Genomic DNA, 16656 nt, shown 5'->3' with positions numbered 1-16656 from the left:
ACGGGGAGTTCTCTGCTTGTCCTTGTTAAACGCAACACGTATAGAGCGAATTCGAAGGTTGAGCCATGCCCTGGCCATTACCGAAGGAGGCTCTCATGGTCCTGATCATTCAGAACGTGTTCTGGCAACAGCCTTGACAATCGGAAAACAGATGCAGGCACGGCTGGATATTCTTCTTCCAGCCGCGCTGCTTCATGATATCGGTCGCAAGGAAGAGAGCGCAAGTAAGGGAAAGATCTGCCATGCCCAGCGCGGAGCCGAATTAGCACAACCGATCCTACGAGAATTAGGTTTTGGCGAAGATGACATCAAGGCGGTCTGTCACTGCATAGCAAGCCACCGCTATCGACGGGGGCTGGCCCCTCAAAGCCTTGAGGCGAAGATTCTCTTTGATGCGGACAAACTCGACTCCATCGGAGCGGTAGGGATAGGCCGCGCCTTTCTCTTTGCCGGTCAGATCGGGGCACGGCTGCATAACCCTGAGGTAGACTGCAGTGCTACCCTGCCCTACTCCCTTGAAGATACAGCTTACCGTGAGTTTCAGGTAAAAATGAGCAAGGTCCGGGAGCAGATGCTGACCCCGGTTGGCCGTCTGCTGGCTGAAGAACGCCACGCCTTCATGCTCACCTTCTTTGACCAGCTCACCCGTGAAAGCACTCTCTCAATCCCCAAACAACTCTCCTGAGACTTTCTCCCATGCTTAAACTCGTTGTTTTTGACTGCGATGGCGTCATGTTCAGTTCGAAAGAGTCCAATCGGGCTTTTTACAATCATATTCTTGCCCACTTTGGTTATCCGCCCATGGATGCCGATGAGCTCGAGTACGCTCATATCCACAACGTCAAAGACTCCATCAGCCATCTTTTTCGTCACCACGACACGCCCATTGATGAAGTCAACCGCTTTCGGGAGAGCCTTGATTACACTCCGTACCTGCAATACATGGAAATGGAGCCGGACCTGATTGATTTTTTGAAAACGATCAAACCCAAGGTGCATATCGCCATTTCCACCAACCGGATGGACACCATGGATACCATCCTTGATACCTTTGGCATCCGTCCCTGGTTTGACATGGTGGTCACCGCATCCAATGCGCCGCGCCCCAAGCCGGCACCGGATGGTTTGCAGATGATTCTGGACCGTTTTTCGGTCCTGGCAGAAGAGACTCTCTATATTGGGGATTCGGTAATTGATCAGGAACACTGTGCAAGTGTGGGGGTCGATCTGATCGCCTTTCGTAACCCGGCACTTCAGGCCCGCTTTTGGGTGGACTCATTTATGGAGATACTTGAGCTGGAACCTTTTCAGCAATATCGCTTGTAATAATACGGTTGGCTTTACGCCTCTTCATCAAGCCGACGCAACCCTTCCATAAGAATCATCATAAAATCGCCAATCTCACGGGCCTGCATCAGGGCTTCAGGCAGCCCAGGGAGAAAATAAAACGATCCACTTTTTTCAGGAAGCATGGCATAAATAGCCTCCTGGTTGTCAAGATCATCATAGCGCGCGGCAAGTAAGCCCCCTTCTCGAAAGGTTACCCGCGCACTCCTGCTCTCTTCAAACTCCATAATCAGCCGACCTGTCTTCTGATGCATGTGAAAAACCTGCAACAGCTCCGCCGGGACAATGGCTTCGATCCGCCCGGAAACAACCGCATCTTTATTTTCTTTTGCAGAAGCAAGAATCTCTTTATTTTCGGGCAGTGGTTTGCTGGTGAGTTTAAATTTAATCAACCCTGTGCATCCTCCACAGGTAAAGACCGTTTCGCGCTGCTCGGCAAAATCACTCTCGGCATGAGGCATGAGTGAAAAAAGTAAACTGGTGAGTTCACGGACAAGAATCAGGCAAGAAGGTCGGGCAAGGGGGAGTTCCACCGCCCTTTCAGTGAGGGCAAAGCACTCATCCTGGTTATACAGCGGGCAATTGCGCGCATTGATAATTTCAAAAACAGCTTTAAAGGATTTCATGACCTCTGATCAAGCAGAAGGGGAAATGTTGGCTTTGTTTCCAGTGTACATGCGAATTGAATAGGCCTCAATTGATTCTTTCCAGCATCGTAAAAAGTTAAAAATCTATAAGTTACGAATCATTAAATCGATCAGCCAGAAAGCTGGCAACGTATTCTTCTGGCAATCTTCGCACGAGACGCTCTTTTCCGTGATTGAGGAAAACAACTTTTTACAGCCCTTTCCAAAGCCGTCTTGTTTCCTTGCAGCAAATATTATACAGTAAGCAAAATCATGATGACTTCGCAAAAAGTCAGGAATTCAACAGTCCACACAAAGTAAAATCAATAGGTTACAATACTTTACCCATCGATCTCGAGGCTTTTTACGAAGTAGACACTCATGTTAAGCGGCTTTTTCCCCCTTTGATCCATTTATAGGCGCAGCCCTAACAGCACACAGTAGGTTATTTATATGGCCATGGGTTCCCAGCAACTTGCTGATGATTACGCTCAACTTAAAGACTTTTTAGAGCTATATCCAAATATCGTCATCCTCAAAGCCGAAGGGCAGCCCCCTGACAATTACGATATCGAATATAAGCTTCGTGGTTACTGCCGGGATGAAGACAATAATGTAACCATCTGCTCGAATCACCAAGTGCGTATCAGCCTCCCCTTTGGCTATCCCCACTTTGCCCCTATTGCCAAGCCTCTCAGCCCTATTTTTCATCCAGACTTTGACCCTGCGGCCATTCGTATTGCTGAGCAATGGCAGGCAAACCCCTCTTTGCCGGAACTCGTCCTCCATATCGGTGAGATGATCAGCGGCAATATTTTTAATCTGGAGGATCCTTTTCATCAGGAGGCTGCAGATTGGTACAAAGATCACAGAGAACAGCTGCCCCTGGATACCCTCAGCCTTGCCGACATACAGGAAACTGATGAGCATCTTGATGATCTGATCGACGATACATTTGCTTCCCTTGGACTGGAAGAAGACGACTTCCTTTCGCCGGAAAAAACTGTTGATCCTTCTGAAATAGACTATATACGTGACTTAGTCGCTGAAAATAAAATTTTTGCGGCCAACAAATTGCTCTCGGACCTCCCGGAAAGCGCCGACTTCCCTGACCGGGAGGAAATCCAGCAAACCATCGGTAAAATACTCCGCAAGACTGACCAACTCTTCAAACTGGCCGAACAGCTTGAGGATATGGGGAAATTCGATGAGGCCATTGAGGTAACCGAAAATCTTCTGGCCATAGCTGTAGATGCCCCAGGCATAGACACCCTGCGTGAACGCATTGAGCAATCGTACCAAAGTTTTTTGAAAGCAGGACCGCAAAAAGAGGAAGAGGAAGTGATTGTACAATCTTCCCAGAGCCCCCCTCCGCCACCTCCCAGTGGCGCAACCTCTCGAAAATCATCCCCCAGCCGCCCTCGCTTAGGCAGTTCCATTCCGCTTAAGCCCATTCTCTTTGCTATGCTCTTTCTCGGACTCTGTGTAGGAACTATCTCTTTATACTTCAAAGATCAGAATACGCTGAGTCAATCCCAGGCCAACTTACTCAAAGGGCAGCTACTGCTCGATAAAAATCAATTTGATGCAGCCCTTGATGCCCTTGAGTCCGCCAAACAATCGCTCTCAAATCTCACTATTCTTCGTTTCCGTAAAGGCACCTATGAAGAGGGCATCGTCAAACTCATAGCATCTCCTGAACTCCAGGAAGGGCTCAAGGGCCGGATTCTTTACCAAGGCGAATACATGCCGGCTGATACCGCCTCAGCCTTGAAGCAACTCAACGTCCTCACCAGCCAGGGAGAGGCTCTGAGTAATCAAAATAAGGTAGCCGATGCATTAACCCTGTACCGTCAGGCCCTGCAGTTTGCTCAGGAACATAACCTAGGTATGCAGCAGGAGCCCATACTGGAAATCATTCAGTCACTGGAGCTGCAACAAACGCTCAGCCTTGCCGAACGCGCCGAACAAAACAACAACTGGGAAGAGGCTGCAGAGGCCTATAGAAAAGCACTCACGCTCTCCTCCAATATTCATTCACTGGGTACCATCGGCGATATAACCCACCGGTTAACCGCAGCCACCTTTCGCCACGACCTGGATCAGTCTAAAAAAGCCTTTACCCAGTCACAGTGGGAAGAAACCATCAACTACCTGGAGAAGGCGCAGGCAACCATTGATGCCAACCCCAGCGTTGTCTCAAAGAAAGAACGACAGGATCTGCATAAACTTCTAGTCAACGCACGCCTGTACCTCATGCTGACCAAGGCCCGAGAGGCCTATGAAGGGAAGAATTGGGATAAGGCTATAAACCAGTACCAAAATGCCTTAGAACTCCTGAATAACGAACCGGATACCACCGACGAGCTGGTTGGCGATTCGGTCAAAAAAATTGCACGTACTCTTCTCATGGTCCGCATAGCGCGAATGCAGGATAAAGTGCTGATGAAGGAAGGAAATGAGGACAGCTCAGGTGTCATTGCTGAAAGCCGCAAAATTCTGCGCCTCATCGACAACAGTACCTTTTCCAAGGACACCTCTGTTCTTGAGGTAAGGGACAAAGTTGGCAAAAAAATCGCCGAGCATCAGGGTATTTTAGATCGGATTGAAAAAATAAGCTGGCTGGAAACAAATTTTGAATCTATTTTTCGCAATAATTACCCGACATTTCGTGGATCAAAACTGTCTCAGCCCAAGGCAGTCTTCACCAAAAAAATCGGCAGCAAGAGCCTCTTCACGCTGACCTGTATCGAGAAGTCCCAAGGAGCAGCCTCCAAACTCGAGCTGGCCTACCTCTATAACCCGGCGACCGGCAAATGGTCGGTCCCGCGGGAGTAGTCGCCAGGTGCCAAAACGCTTCGTTATCCCCTGTTCGCTCAACAGGGGATAACTGTAGGGCACACGGGGTTGTGCATCAGATTAAAAAGCGAAACTCTCCCTTACCCAACAGATCATGCAGGTGGAGGATCCCCAAGAGGCTGCCCTTATCGCTGACCACAGCCAGGACCGTAATCTCGTGTTGCTGCATGATGGACAGGGCATCTGCTGCCATCAGATCGCTAGAGATGGCCAGGGGACTTCTGGTCATTGCCTCGGCAAGCGAAATCTCCGCATGGCTCTTCCCCGAAGAAAGCATACGCCGGAGGTCACCATCGGTGACAATCCCCATGAGGGTGTCTTTCTCATCAGTGACAAAAACAGCGCCCAGATTCTGAGCATTCAGCTCCTCAATCGCTTCAGCCACCGTTGCGGTGGTGGCGACTCGGGGCACCTTATCTCCCGTGAGCATGACCTCGCCAATGGCCACTTTCAGGCGTGCGCCCAAACTGCCACCGGGATGATTTTTCCGAAAATCCTCGGCCTTAAACTGTTTCCGGTTCAAAAGGGCCACCGCCAAGGCATCCCCCATGGCCAGGGTCGCCGTGGTCGAGGTGGTAGGTGCGAGCCCCAGAGGACAGGCCTCTCTGGGGATGGCGACATTTAAGGTTTCACGTGCATGATGAGCCAAGGTTGAGTCATTTCGACCACAGATAGCGATAATAGGGATATTTCGCTCCTTAATGGACGAGAGTAGACCATTGAGTTCGGTGGTCTCCCCGGAGTAGGAAATGGCCAACACCACATCGGTGGATGCAACCATGCCCAGATCCCCATGCATGGCTTCAACAGGATGAAGAAAAAGTGAGGGAGTCCCTGTAGAGTTTAAAGTTGCAGAAATCTTCTGACCAACAAGACCGGATTTACCAATCCCCGTGACCACCAGGCGACTGGGACAGTCCATGATCAGGTCAACGGCACGCTCAAACTCGGGTCCGATATTATCACGGATGGCCTGAATGCCTTCCGCCTCAATTGTTAGCACTTCCTTGGCTAATGTACAGCTCACAATCAATCTCCTAATTGAACAACACAACGGCCTTTACTTTTTCCGGCCAACATTTGGGTAATTTCCCCGTCCAGATCACGCAGTCGTATACGGCGACATAGTGCGTCAAGACGCTCAAGCTTCCATTCTTTGCTCAGTTTTGACCAAACCAGTAATCGTTTTTCCATGGGACAGTTGGCAGCATAGATGCCAACCAAATGGACCCCGCGTAAAATGAAGGGATACACATTCAAAGGCAAATCACCAGAGGCCGCATTGCCACAGCTGGTGACAACACCATCAAAACCTGTCCCCTTGATGGCTGTTGCAAGTATATCCCCGCCAACTGTGTCGACAACACCGGCCCAGGTGGCAGGTAGCAACCCCTTCTCTTTATTCGCCAAAAAACTTACCCGATCGATAACCTCATCAGCCCCAAAGCTCTGCAGGAAATCACGAGCTTCGCTTTTTCCTGAAACCGCAACCACCTTGTAACCAAGGCCAGCCAGTATCTGCAGGGCGATAGTTCCCACTCCGCCCGTGGCGCCGGTGATAAGAATGGGCCCGTTTTCCGGTTTGACACCGTTTGATTCCAGCGCAAGCACACAGAGGGCAGCGGTAAATCCGGCGGTACCCAACTGCATGGACTCCAGCAGACTCATATTGACCGGTTTAGGGACGACCCAGGAATGGGGTACCCGAATGTAACGGGCAAACCCGCCATCGGTATTCATGCCCAGATCATACCCCGAGCAGATAACCTCGTCGCCTGGCTGCCAGGCAGGTACAGATGATTCAACCACGACTCCTGCCGCGTCAATCCCCGGAGTATGCGGGTAATGCTTTGTGACTCCACGGTTTCCGTTGGCTGACAGGGCATCCTTATAGTTCAGTGAGGAGTACTGTACCTCTATGAGGACATCACCAGGTGGCAGGTCATTGAATGTTTTTTGCTGGATTTCTCGCTGAATTTTCTGTGAACCCTTCTCTTCGGAAACAACAAAAGCAGGAAACGTGGGTGATGTCATTTTCTCCCCCCTAGTCTGCACAGCGTTATTAAGATATCCCTTGGTTGTACGCTCCGCTCATTGGTCGACAGGCCGAAGCTGCCCCCCTATGATGGCATGGGGTGCTCCACTCGCATCAACGATCCGATAGCGACCATCAGGGGCAAGCCCCCGGCCGGTACCCAGGATTATTTGTTCGCCGTTAATGTAGCGAAGTGATCTGTTGAGTAAGTAATCATAGTTTTGCCAACGGTCGAGAAGAGAGTCCCGATTTATCGCCAACTCATCAACAAAAGTACCGATTTTTTTGATCAGCTGCTCAAGGAGCGCTTCCAACTCAACCTTTCTCCCCGTCGCATCAAGGACCGTGGTCACGATGGAGTGCAGCTCCCGAGGAAAGTCTGTGACCTGAGAGTTGATGTTAAGCCCGACCCCGATAATGACGGTTGCCGTACACTCACCCTGCCGGGCATCTATTGAATTTTCGCAAAGAATGCCGCCCACCTTTTTGCCGTCGACATAGAGATCATTAGGCCACTTGATCTGGGCGTGGACGGAACATACTTCAGAGAGCACATCACGGCAGGCAAGACCGGTTGCCAGTGTAATCAGGGGCAAGGCCTCAAAAGGCAACTGTGGCCGTAAAATAAGGCTAAAATAGAGCCCTCCCAACGGCGAGGCAAAGACGCGACCATACTGCCCCTGGCCTGACTGCTGTTGCAACGCCCAGATGACGGTCTGCTCCTCTGCGCCTTCTGCAGCCCGCTCTTTGGCAACACGATTGGTTGAATCGGTCTGTTCTAACTGTATCTTCATAGTCCTTAAAATAAAAAAGCAGAGGCCCTTTCAGGAACCTCTGCCTCAGCAACGTACGATGTAAGAAAAACTCAATCGTCGTTCTGAATACGATCAGGACGTGCGTACATGGTGGTAGATCCAGAGGACCAGAACATCAACTCACCTTTGGTTACCAATGCATTGGCAACTTTTTTGATCTCACGCGGCTTTGCATCCGGGTCGCATGCATAGAAATCTTTGATGTACAGCTGTGGTTTCGGAGACTTTTTAGCCTTCTCGATGATGGCTGCTTCTAATTCTTCAATGCTTAGTGCCATAATGCGCTCCTTGGAATATGTGTGAAACACATAACTCGATCGGCCCTGAGAGTGTCAGGGCCGATCGAAGATGGGTAAAAATTACTTGGTGTAGGCGGCAGTATGACTGGTGTATTTGAACTGGGTGGTGGTCCGCCAAGTATCGTACGCCAGACGATAGTCGTCGATGGATTTCTCGGTAAAAGGAATACCGGTTTTCTCGAAGAATTTCTCCCAACCAATACGCTCAGCCCACTCGCCAAGACGCTCGTATTTGTTCGCATCCTTGGCATACGCCTCAAGGATCTGACGAACACAGGCGACGGTCTCAGGCCAACGCGGGGTGGTGTTCGGCAGGAAGGGAACAATCAGTTTAGAGAATTTCGGTGCAGATTTCCGGTTGGAAACCTTACCACCAACGAGGATGGCAATACCGTCACCTTCAGGATCAGCCAGCGGCATAGCCGGGCACATGGTGTAGCAGTTACCGCAGAACATACAACGATCAGCGTTAACTTTTACAGATTTAACCTCTTCGCCAGCGGAGTTGGTAGCCTTGTTCGGCTTAACAGCACCCAGCGGACAGGAAGCGATTGCCAGCGGAATCTCGCAAACGCCACTGATACGATCGTTGTCGATCATCGGCGGCTTACGATGGATACCGAGGATGGCGATATCGGAGGCATGTACAGCACCACACATGTTCAGGCAGCAAGCCAGAGCGATACGTACCTGTGCAGGCAGGGTCATGGAACCAAAGTACTCGAACAGGTCATCCATAACGGCCTTAACCGGACCGGAAGCGTCAGTAGCCGGAGTATGGCAATGAACCCAACCCTGGGTATGAACGATGTTGGTTACACAAGCACCGGTACCACCGATGGGCAGCTCTGCTTTGTGGTTGGCGAGCTCGGCTTTCAGTGCAGCAAGACCTTCCTCACTGTCGCACATGAACTCTACGTTGTTACGGGTGGTGAAACGCAGGAAACCACCGCAGCATTTGTCAGCGATATCGCAATATAAACGTACACGATTAACGGTGATCAGACGAGCGGAACCGCAACGAACGGTATACACTTTTGCACCACTCTCAGCCACGTGTACCAGGACACCCGGCTCAAGGATCTCATGATACACCCATTTACCTTTGTTTTCCTTGATGTAAGGTGGCAGGAAGTCTCCGTAGTAGCGCGGTCCTAAGTCGGTAATCCGACCTTCCATTGGATTATTCGGATCGTAACCCATTGTAAAATCTCCTTATATAGTAATTCCGTTAGAGTAAATATCGAAGAGAGTTATCAGGCTGCGTGTTTCTTTCTAAACTCGACGACATCACGCTCCCAGCCACCAGGTACTTCCTCTTCCTTCCAGAAGACGTAGGGGTTAGAACGCGGCTCTTTAACGTGCTGCGGAATGGGCTCAACTTCCATAACGCTGAGGAAGGTCGGCAGACCGATACGCTGCATGGTCTCACCCACGCGCTCGCGGTTTTTACCAACTTCCATCCACCAGTCCCAAACCTTCTCGATCACGTCGATGACTTCGCCGAATTCGTCTTCTGCGGAAACCTCGATAAACGGAATAACCAATGTAGCGAACTGAGCACCATCAAGGATCGGAGCTTTAGCACCGATACAGATGGAAGCACCTTTCTCAACACCGGGGCGCAGAGCGCGCGGCATTACGTTGATGCAGTGCATACAACGGGTACACTCAGAGTTGTCGATTTTCAACTCATCGCCTTCCATCCACATACAGTTGGTCGGGCACAGGTCGACAACCTCTTTCTGGATGTCAAATGCACCCCAGTTACCACCTTTGTGCGAACCACCGTTTGCAGGATAGCCTTCAGCGCCTGCCATATACTGTTTTACAGCGGCCTGATCGATGCGGATATCATCTTTCCAGGTACCGATAACAGCAAAGTCGGAACGAGCGATAGCAGCAACACAGTCGTTCGGACAAGCGGAGAATTTGAATTTAAACTTGTAGGGGAAAGCAGGACGATGGATCTCATCCTGATAGTGCTGGGTCAGGGCGTTACAGATTTCCTGAGCATCGTAACAAGCCCACTCACAGCGGGACTCACCAAGACAGCATGCAGGGGTACGCAGGTTGGAGCCGGAACCACCAAGATCCTGATTCAGGTCATGGGTCAGATCCCAGAACAGGGGCTCCAGGTTCTCGGTACGGGTGCCGAGGAAAATCATGTCACCGGTAGAACCGTGCATGTTGGTAACACCGGAACCGTATTTCTCCCACAGATCCATGAGAGCGCGGAGGTTCTCGGTGGAGTAGTAGAGACCGGAAGGCTGAGCAATACGAACAGTATGGAAGTGCTCTACGCCGGGGAACTTGTCAGGCACGTCGGAATAACGACCAACAATACCACCACCATAACCGAAAACACCTACGATACCACCGTGTTTCCAATGGGTGATCCGATCTACGTATGAAAGCTCAAGCTGACCAAGGATGTCCCAGCACTCAGGCTTGGTCTCAGCCTGCTGCTTGAGGTCGGTGACGAAACTCGGCCATGGACCTTTTTCCAATTCGTCCAAGAGAGGCGTTTCATGCTTTGCCATCAGTGTTCCTCCTAGAGATTATCTGGTTTAAATTACCTGTCAATTAGAGTTGCCCGAACGAGAATTGCACGTTAATACAGGCAAGAACGCACAATACTTATCTGAATGCTCATTCAGGAAGCGAGAATAAACGCACGGAATGCCTTTGTCAACAAAAAACCATAAGCCATTGTTGCACCAACAAAACCGCCCCAATGCCCCTGGCCAAATCACCCCACTTGTGCCTGTTTTAAAAGGGCCTGCTCCGTACTTTCTTCCTCCTGAGCCCCCCCCGCAGAAGCTGACGATCCCTGCATCAGGCTCAGCAGCCTGGTGGCCAGCACCTTGCCGAGCTGCACGCCCTCCTGATCGAACGAGTTGATGTTCCAACAAAATCCCTGAAAGGCGATCTTGTTTTCATAGAGGGCCAGCAAGGCGCCCATGGCTTTGGGAGTCAACTGATCAGCAAGCAGGACCGAGTTGGGACGGTTACCTTGAAAAACCCGGGCCGGGTTGTCACTGGTCTGCCCCTGGGCCAGCGCCATGGATTGTGCCAGCATATTGGCAATCAACTTTTGCTGGGATGTGGTCCCTTTGACTTCTAGATCAATCTGATACTGCGATTTTCGAAAGCCGATAAACTCGACGGGGACGATCTCGGTTCCCTGGTGAATAAGCTGATAAAAGGCATGCTGTCCATTGGTCCCCGGCTCTCCCCAGACAATAGGCCCTGTTTGCCAGCACACCCGGCTGCCATTCCGGGTAACCGACTTGCCGTTACTCTCCATATCACATTGCTGGAGATGTGCTGGAAAACGAGAGAGAGGCTGGGAATACGGCAAAACTGCCACCGAGGGATAGCCAAGAAAATTATGGTTCCAAATTCCCAGAAGAGCCAGAAGCAAGGGGAGGTTTTTTGTCACCTCCGGCTCTTCGGCTGCCAGGTCCATGGCATGAGCTCCGGCAAGGAACTCCATGACCGGTTGGATGCCCAAGGCAAATCCCAGAGTGACCAGACCGACCATGGAGGTTGCGGAATAGCGTCCGCCGATATAATCAAACATATAAAAGGAGGCCAGATACTTATCGGGATCATCCATAGGACTCCCCTCGCCGGTCACCGCTATCATATGCCTGCTCGGATCAAGCCCGGCCTGCAGCAGCGCCCTCTTGACCAGCTGCTCGTTTGTCAGCGTCTCCAGGGTTGTGCCACTTTTGGAGACGATATTGAACAAGGTTCGCGAGAGATCAATGCCGGAGAGAACTTCAGCGGCATCATCAGGATCGACATTGGCGATAAATCTGGCCGACCGCACCGAAGGACAGGCTCCCTGCAAGGCAAGATACATGGCCCGTGGGCCCAGATCGGAGCCGCCGATCCCGACCTGAACCATGGTGGTGAAGGGTTTCCCCTGGGCATTGGTGAGCGTACCGGATTCCAGCTTTTCTAAAAAAAGACGCAGCTTCTCCAGCTCTTCTTTTGCCCGCCCCGATGCCTCTGGCTCCAGCGGAGCATCTGAAAAGACGTCGCGACAGGCGGTATGCAGGACCTGGCGGTTTTCACTTGCATACCCATCGATACGGTTGACGACAGCCCCCTGTTTCATTTCCTGAAAGGCAGCGATCAATCCCGCCTCGTCGGCCAGATCCTGCAGAGCGGCCAGCACCGCATCGTCCACTCGCTGGGTCGCATACAACAGGTCGAAACCACAACTTGAGCAGGTGTAACGGCCGATGCGCGTAGCGCTCAGCCCTTTGCCCCCCGTGAGGTCGTAGGGTTGCTGAGCCAGTGAACTGAGCCGGGCGACAGCCTTGTAGGTCGTAAAATCCTGTAGATGCATTACAGCCCTCCGAAAGTTGTTGGATTTATGGGTGTCTTGAATAATTAGATTTTTCAATCAAGGCCAGATAAGCGCAGACTTCGAGGATTGCGTAAAATTTTACCGCAGGCATATAGTTGATATCGGAGTCTTCGCTTACCTCCGAGGATAAAATTTTACGTATGACGCAGGGATTGGCAGAAAAAGCAATTATTCAAGATGCCCTTATGCGCCTGCCAGTCGTTTCATTTCCGTAATCACTGCCTGGTAATCCGGCGCTCCGTAGACGGCAGACCCGGCAACAAAAATATTGGCACCGGCCTTTGCAACCCGCTCAATGGTTTTTGGACTGATGCCTCCATCGACCTCGATTCCGGCCTCAGGATTCACCGCATCGAGCATCTGCCGCAACTTGGTTATTTTTTCCAGGGACGATTCAATAAAAGACTGGCCGCCAAAGCCGGGATTTACGCTCATCAGCATAACCAGGTCCAGCTCATCCAACACGTATTCAAGGGTGGAGAGTGAGGTCGCTGGATTCAATACCGCACCGGCCTTCTTCCCCTGCCCGCGAATATAGGAGAGCGTACGGTGCAGGTGCGTACAAGCCTCGACATGCACGGTCACCCAATCAGCTCCGGCATCAATAAAATCCTGAATGTAACGGTCGGGCGAGGTGATCATGAGGTGCACATCAAGAGGCAAATCGGTCACCTGCCTGGCCGCCTTCACCACCAGGGGGCCGATGGTGATATTGGGGACAAAATGGCCATCCATCACATCAATGTGAATGACCTCGGCGCCTGCGGCTTCAACAGCCTGTATCTCTGCACCGAGGCGAGAAAAATCCGCGGAAAGAATGGAAGGGGCAATCATGACTGATCTCATTGTGTTCTCCTCTTCAAGGCCTCGGCCTGTGTGCGCACTTGAGGCCCTCAACAAATAGAAACAGGGCTCACCGACATATGGAGTGATCCCTGCGAAAAACAAAACTGCGGATTCGTATCTGCCTCACCATAGCAAATTATCCAGCAAGCCGCAAAATCCATAAGAAGAAGGCAGACGGATTTTTTCATCCTCTGGTATTGCCCGTTTAGGCCGTATCTACCCGCTCATAGATCTGTCCTGGTAACTGCCGCACCCTGCCCGCAAGCTCAAGCTGTAAGAGTATCGCCTGAAGCTCGACAACCGAGCGTTCTGTACGGCGCGCCAGGGTATCGATATCCTGCCCGTAGGTTTCCAACACCTCAAGCACCCTCCGTTCGACCTCACTCAGGGGTTGCTCCACGGCATTTGTTTCGGCAGCAACCTCCACAGACGCAACAGGGGCTGTCTTCCAGGCAAGTGCTTCAAAAATATCACCGGCATTGCGGACCAGCTGCGCCCCTTGGCGAATCAGCAGGTGGGAGCCATCGCTTTTAGGGGAATCTATACGCCCGGGGACAGCCATGATCTCTTTGCCCTGATCCAATCCTAGAGCTGCGGTGATCAGTGAGCCTGATTTTTCTGTGGCCTCCACCACCACGACACCATCGGCAAGTCCGCTAATGAGACGATTTCGAGCGGGAAAACGAAAGGGTTCCGGCCTGGTTCCAAGGGGATATTCTGAGACGAGCACACCCTGTTCAGCTATCTGAGCAAGTAACGGTGCGTGCGTTTTGGGGTAGGCGACATCAATTCCACACCCAAGTACGGCAATTGTTTTTCCTCCGCTTTCCAGAGCTCCGGCATGGGCAGCAGCATCAACACCATAGGCCGCGCCGGAGACCACCACAAGCCCATGCTGGCTTACATCTCGGCCCAATTGCTTAGCCACCCGGCGACCATATTCGGTTGCCGCACGTGAGCCGATCAGAGCGACCGCAGATTGCCTCAGAAGCGAAAGATCGCCCTGACAAAAGAGAACCGCTGGAGGATCAGGGATAGAAAGAAGAGAAGGCGGGAATTCCGGACTCTGGGGACACAGCAGAACAGCCTTGAGCCGCTCCAGCCGCTCCAGCTCCTCTTCTGCTTCCTGCCGCACCTTGGCAAGCGCAGAAGTATCAGAGAGGAGCCTTAGAACTTTAGGGCCCAGGCCACGGTGAAATGCGCTGTCACGCCCCGGATGTTGGAGTACAGCAGATCCACTCCCCCAATGCTCAACCAATCGGTGGACAAGGGTACACCCCAGCCCTGGCAAAAGGGAGAGGGTGAGCCAATGGACCGCTTCCGGATGAACGGGCAAGAGCTTGTATTATTCCTGGATAAAGGCCTGCAAATCCTGACTGCGTGCGGGGTGGCGCAACTTCTTCAGCGCCTGCGCCTCAATCTGACGGATACGCTCACGGGTTACGGAGAAGCACTGTCCCACCTCTTCGAGCGTATGATCACAGCCAATCTCGATCCCGTAACGCATACGCAGCACTTTTTCTTCGCGGGGCGTCAAGGAGCCCATCACTTTGCACAGACAGCGCTTCAGACTCTCGGTGATTGAATTTTCCTGGGGATCGGGGTGGGCATGATCTTCAATGAAGTCGCTTAAGAGGGTATCCTCTTCGTCGTTCACCGGTGCATCCAGAGAGATTGCATCCTTTGCGGTTTTCAGCGCGATCTGCACTTTTTCCACGTCGGTCCCCAGCTGTTTGGCCATCTCTTCTGGGGTAGGCTCGCGACTTTCGATCCGCTGAAAATCCTTAGAGAAGCGCAGCATCCGATTTATGGTTTCAATCATATGCACCGGCAGACGAATAGTCCTGCCCTGGTCTGCAATGCCGCGGGTTACCGCCTGGCGAATCCACCAGGTGGCATAGGTGGAGAACTTATAGCCGCGCTTATAATCGTACTTTTCCACGGCCTTCATCAGGCCGATATTGCCCTCCTGAATCAGGTCGGGCAACTGCATACCGCGGTTCATGAATTTCTTCGAAACAGAGATAACCAGGCGCAGATTCGCCCTTACCAGCGTTTCCTTCGCCTGCTTGGCCATCTCCCGACCAATCTCGATTTCCTCTTGTACTTCGGCAAATGCAGGCCAGGAAAGGCCTATGGATTCGGCCAGCTCCAGCGTGACCCTTCGCTCAACATCAGCAGGATTGACTTCCGGATCGGAGCCATCCTCCCGATGACGCCGGGCCGCCTCCAACAACTCCTGTTGCCGGGCAACGACACGCACCTTATTGAATTTATGGGCCAGCTCTTTGACCGCATCGGCAACAGAGAGAATACCTTTGGAGCACATGCGATATTCAAGAAATAATCTGGAGATGGCGTCGCCAACATCCAAAATTTCCGCTACCAGCGCCGTCTGCCGTTTGGGGTTGTCTGCATTCTTTTTGAGCTCGGCAAAGAGTTCCCTGCGTTTGCCGTCAAGCTCATTGGCGATTTCAACCTGATCGAGGAAGGCGTCACGGACTGCTTTTAACTCACCGTCATCGTTATCCGAAAGACCACGTATTACCGAGTTAATCCGCAAATTACCGCGCAACAGACTCTCGGCCAGATCATTTAAGGCGGTTATCCCCAGAGTCAGCCGTAAGACAGCAGATTGAATCCGGGTCTCCCCATCCTCGATCATGCGGGCGAGTTCGATCTCTTCTTCATGGCTGAGCAGGCGCTGATTGCCCATCTCCCGAAGATAGATGTTCATCGGATCAATGCTGCTGCCCATTCCTCGACGATCACCTGTCCGCCGATCTTCACCGGCACGACGATCTAAAGAGGAACGACGCTCAATCCCGTTACGAACTGCCCAATCATCTTCGCTCAAAGCCGGGTCACGATGCCAACTGGACCGAGCAGGATTTTTGCTCTTGTTTTGTACCATGTTGCCATTTTTTGCCTTTTGCTCCGAAGCCATCTTCCCTCCCTCAACATGCTGTCAAATTTTTTTTACCGGCTCCATTGTATTAAACCCAGAAAACATTTGCCCTGTCCAGGAAAATTTTTAGAGCTATTTTCTGTGGATAAAGCCTCCCTCATTGGACTATCCTCATGGAACGGCGCTCTGACGCAATGCTTCGCCTTATAAAAAATACAATTTTTTGAATCTATCCGATTACCATCTTTTTTCAATAAGTTAATATGGCTCTGAACAATTCTCAGTAAATGCTTATATTAGTTGCAAGATCAAAAGGTTAATCAAAAACTGGAGGTCTTGTCATGAAAATGCTGCAAATGTCTCTTTTGGAATGGCAGAACAAATTTGGATCCGAAGATGCCTGTATCGACGCCCTGATCAAAACAAGGTGGCCCGATGGCTTCGTTTGCCCTGAATGTTCGAGTAGAGAATACAGTTTCATAACATCAAGAAATTCCTACCAGTGTAGCCACTGTCATCATCAAACCAGCGTCACAT

At 51.5% G+C, this 16656-nt stretch carries 15 protein-coding genes; 4 read left to right on the top strand and 11 right to left on the bottom strand.

The features are described 5' to 3' along the window. Positions 1 to 16: 16 nt before the first annotated feature. The gene (locus JWJ90_RS08250; protein ID WP_205226738.1) at positions 17 to 685 is read left to right on the top strand and encodes an HD domain-containing protein; all 669 of its coding nucleotides are present in this window, start codon (positions 17 to 19) and stop codon (positions 683 to 685) included. Between the two features lie 11 nt (positions 686 to 696). Beyond that, entirely contained in the window at positions 697 to 1326 is a 630-nt protein-coding gene (locus JWJ90_RS08245) for an HAD family hydrolase (RefSeq protein WP_205226737.1), read from the top strand. A gap of 14 nt (positions 1327 to 1340) precedes the next feature. On the opposite strand, the gene JWJ90_RS08240 is transcribed toward JWJ90_RS08245, so the two are convergent. Next, complete coding sequence (locus tag JWJ90_RS08240) at positions 1341 to 1973, bottom strand: DUF4388 domain-containing protein (protein WP_205226736.1); 633 nt, start codon at positions 1971 to 1973, stop codon at positions 1341 to 1343. 453 nt (positions 1974 to 2426) lie between these two features. On the opposite strand from JWJ90_RS08240, the gene JWJ90_RS08235 reads away from it, so the two are divergent. After that, positions 2427 to 4811: a hypothetical protein gene (locus JWJ90_RS08235; RefSeq protein ID WP_205226735.1), complete on the top strand. Its 2385-nt coding sequence runs from the start codon at positions 2427 to 2429 to the stop codon at positions 4809 to 4811. Between the two features lie 76 nt (positions 4812 to 4887). Here JWJ90_RS08235 and JWJ90_RS08230 read toward each other — a convergent pair whose 3' ends face one another. The 10 genes from JWJ90_RS08230 to JWJ90_RS08185 all read right to left on the bottom strand — a co-directional run bounded on the left by JWJ90_RS08230 (position 4888) and on the right by JWJ90_RS08185 (position 16158). Next, a complete protein-coding gene (locus JWJ90_RS08230) occupies positions 4888 to 5859 on the bottom strand; it encodes a KpsF/GutQ family sugar-phosphate isomerase (protein ID WP_205226734.1) in 972 nt (323 codons plus the stop codon). Positions 5860 to 5861: 2 nt separating this feature from the next. After that, positions 5862 to 6866: a YhdH/YhfP family quinone oxidoreductase gene (locus JWJ90_RS08225; RefSeq protein ID WP_205226733.1), complete on the bottom strand. Its 1005-nt coding sequence runs from the start codon at positions 6864 to 6866 to the stop codon at positions 5862 to 5864. Between the two features lie 57 nt (positions 6867 to 6923). Next, a complete protein-coding gene (locus tag JWJ90_RS08220; protein ID WP_205226732.1) occupies positions 6924 to 7661 on the bottom strand; it encodes a biotin--[acetyl-CoA-carboxylase] ligase in 738 nt (245 codons plus the stop codon). Positions 7662 to 7732: 71 nt separating this feature from the next. After that, positions 7733 to 7960: a dissimilatory sulfite reductase D family protein gene (locus JWJ90_RS08215; protein WP_205226731.1), complete on the bottom strand. Its 228-nt coding sequence runs from the start codon at positions 7958 to 7960 to the stop codon at positions 7733 to 7735. 81 nt (positions 7961 to 8041) lie between these two features. After that, positions 8042 to 9184, bottom strand: a complete 1143-nt coding sequence (dsrB, locus tag JWJ90_RS08210; RefSeq protein ID WP_205226730.1) for a dissimilatory-type sulfite reductase subunit beta — start codon at positions 9182 to 9184, stop codon at positions 8042 to 8044. A gap of 53 nt (positions 9185 to 9237) precedes the next feature. Then, on the bottom strand, positions 9238 to 10524 hold the full coding sequence (dsrA, locus tag JWJ90_RS08205) for a dissimilatory-type sulfite reductase subunit alpha (protein ID WP_205226729.1): 1287 nt from the start codon (positions 10522 to 10524) through the stop codon (positions 9238 to 9240). Positions 10525 to 10733: 209 nt separating this feature from the next. Further along, a complete protein-coding gene (locus tag JWJ90_RS08200) occupies positions 10734 to 12344 on the bottom strand; it encodes a glucose-6-phosphate isomerase (protein ID WP_205226728.1) in 1611 nt (536 codons plus the stop codon). A 204-nt stretch (positions 12345 to 12548) separates the two neighbouring features. Further along, positions 12549 to 13211: a ribulose-phosphate 3-epimerase gene (rpe, locus tag JWJ90_RS08195; RefSeq protein ID WP_205226727.1), complete on the bottom strand. Its 663-nt coding sequence runs from the start codon at positions 13209 to 13211 to the stop codon at positions 12549 to 12551. A gap of 205 nt (positions 13212 to 13416) precedes the next feature. After that, entirely contained in the window at positions 13417 to 14547 is a 1131-nt protein-coding gene (gene dprA, locus JWJ90_RS08190; RefSeq protein ID WP_205226726.1) for a DNA-processing protein DprA, read from the bottom strand. Between the two features lie 9 nt (positions 14548 to 14556). After that, the gene (locus JWJ90_RS08185) at positions 14557 to 16158 is read right to left on the bottom strand and encodes a sigma-70 family RNA polymerase sigma factor (RefSeq protein ID WP_205226725.1); all 1602 of its coding nucleotides are present in this window, start codon (positions 16156 to 16158) and stop codon (positions 14557 to 14559) included. 302 nt (positions 16159 to 16460) lie between these two features. Between JWJ90_RS08185 and JWJ90_RS08180 the strand changes: the two genes are divergently transcribed. Beyond that, on the top strand, positions 16461 to 16656 hold a 196-nt coding region (locus tag JWJ90_RS08180), incomplete at its 3' end, for a transposase (protein ID WP_205226724.1).

The organism is Desulfobulbus rhabdoformis (assembly GCF_016919065.1).
Classification (GTDB): domain Bacteria; phylum Desulfobacterota; class Desulfobulbia; order Desulfobulbales; family Desulfobulbaceae; genus Desulfobulbus; species Desulfobulbus rhabdoformis.
Note: the sequence above shows the minus strand (reverse complement) of the source record. Positions and strands in the feature narration are given on the sequence as shown.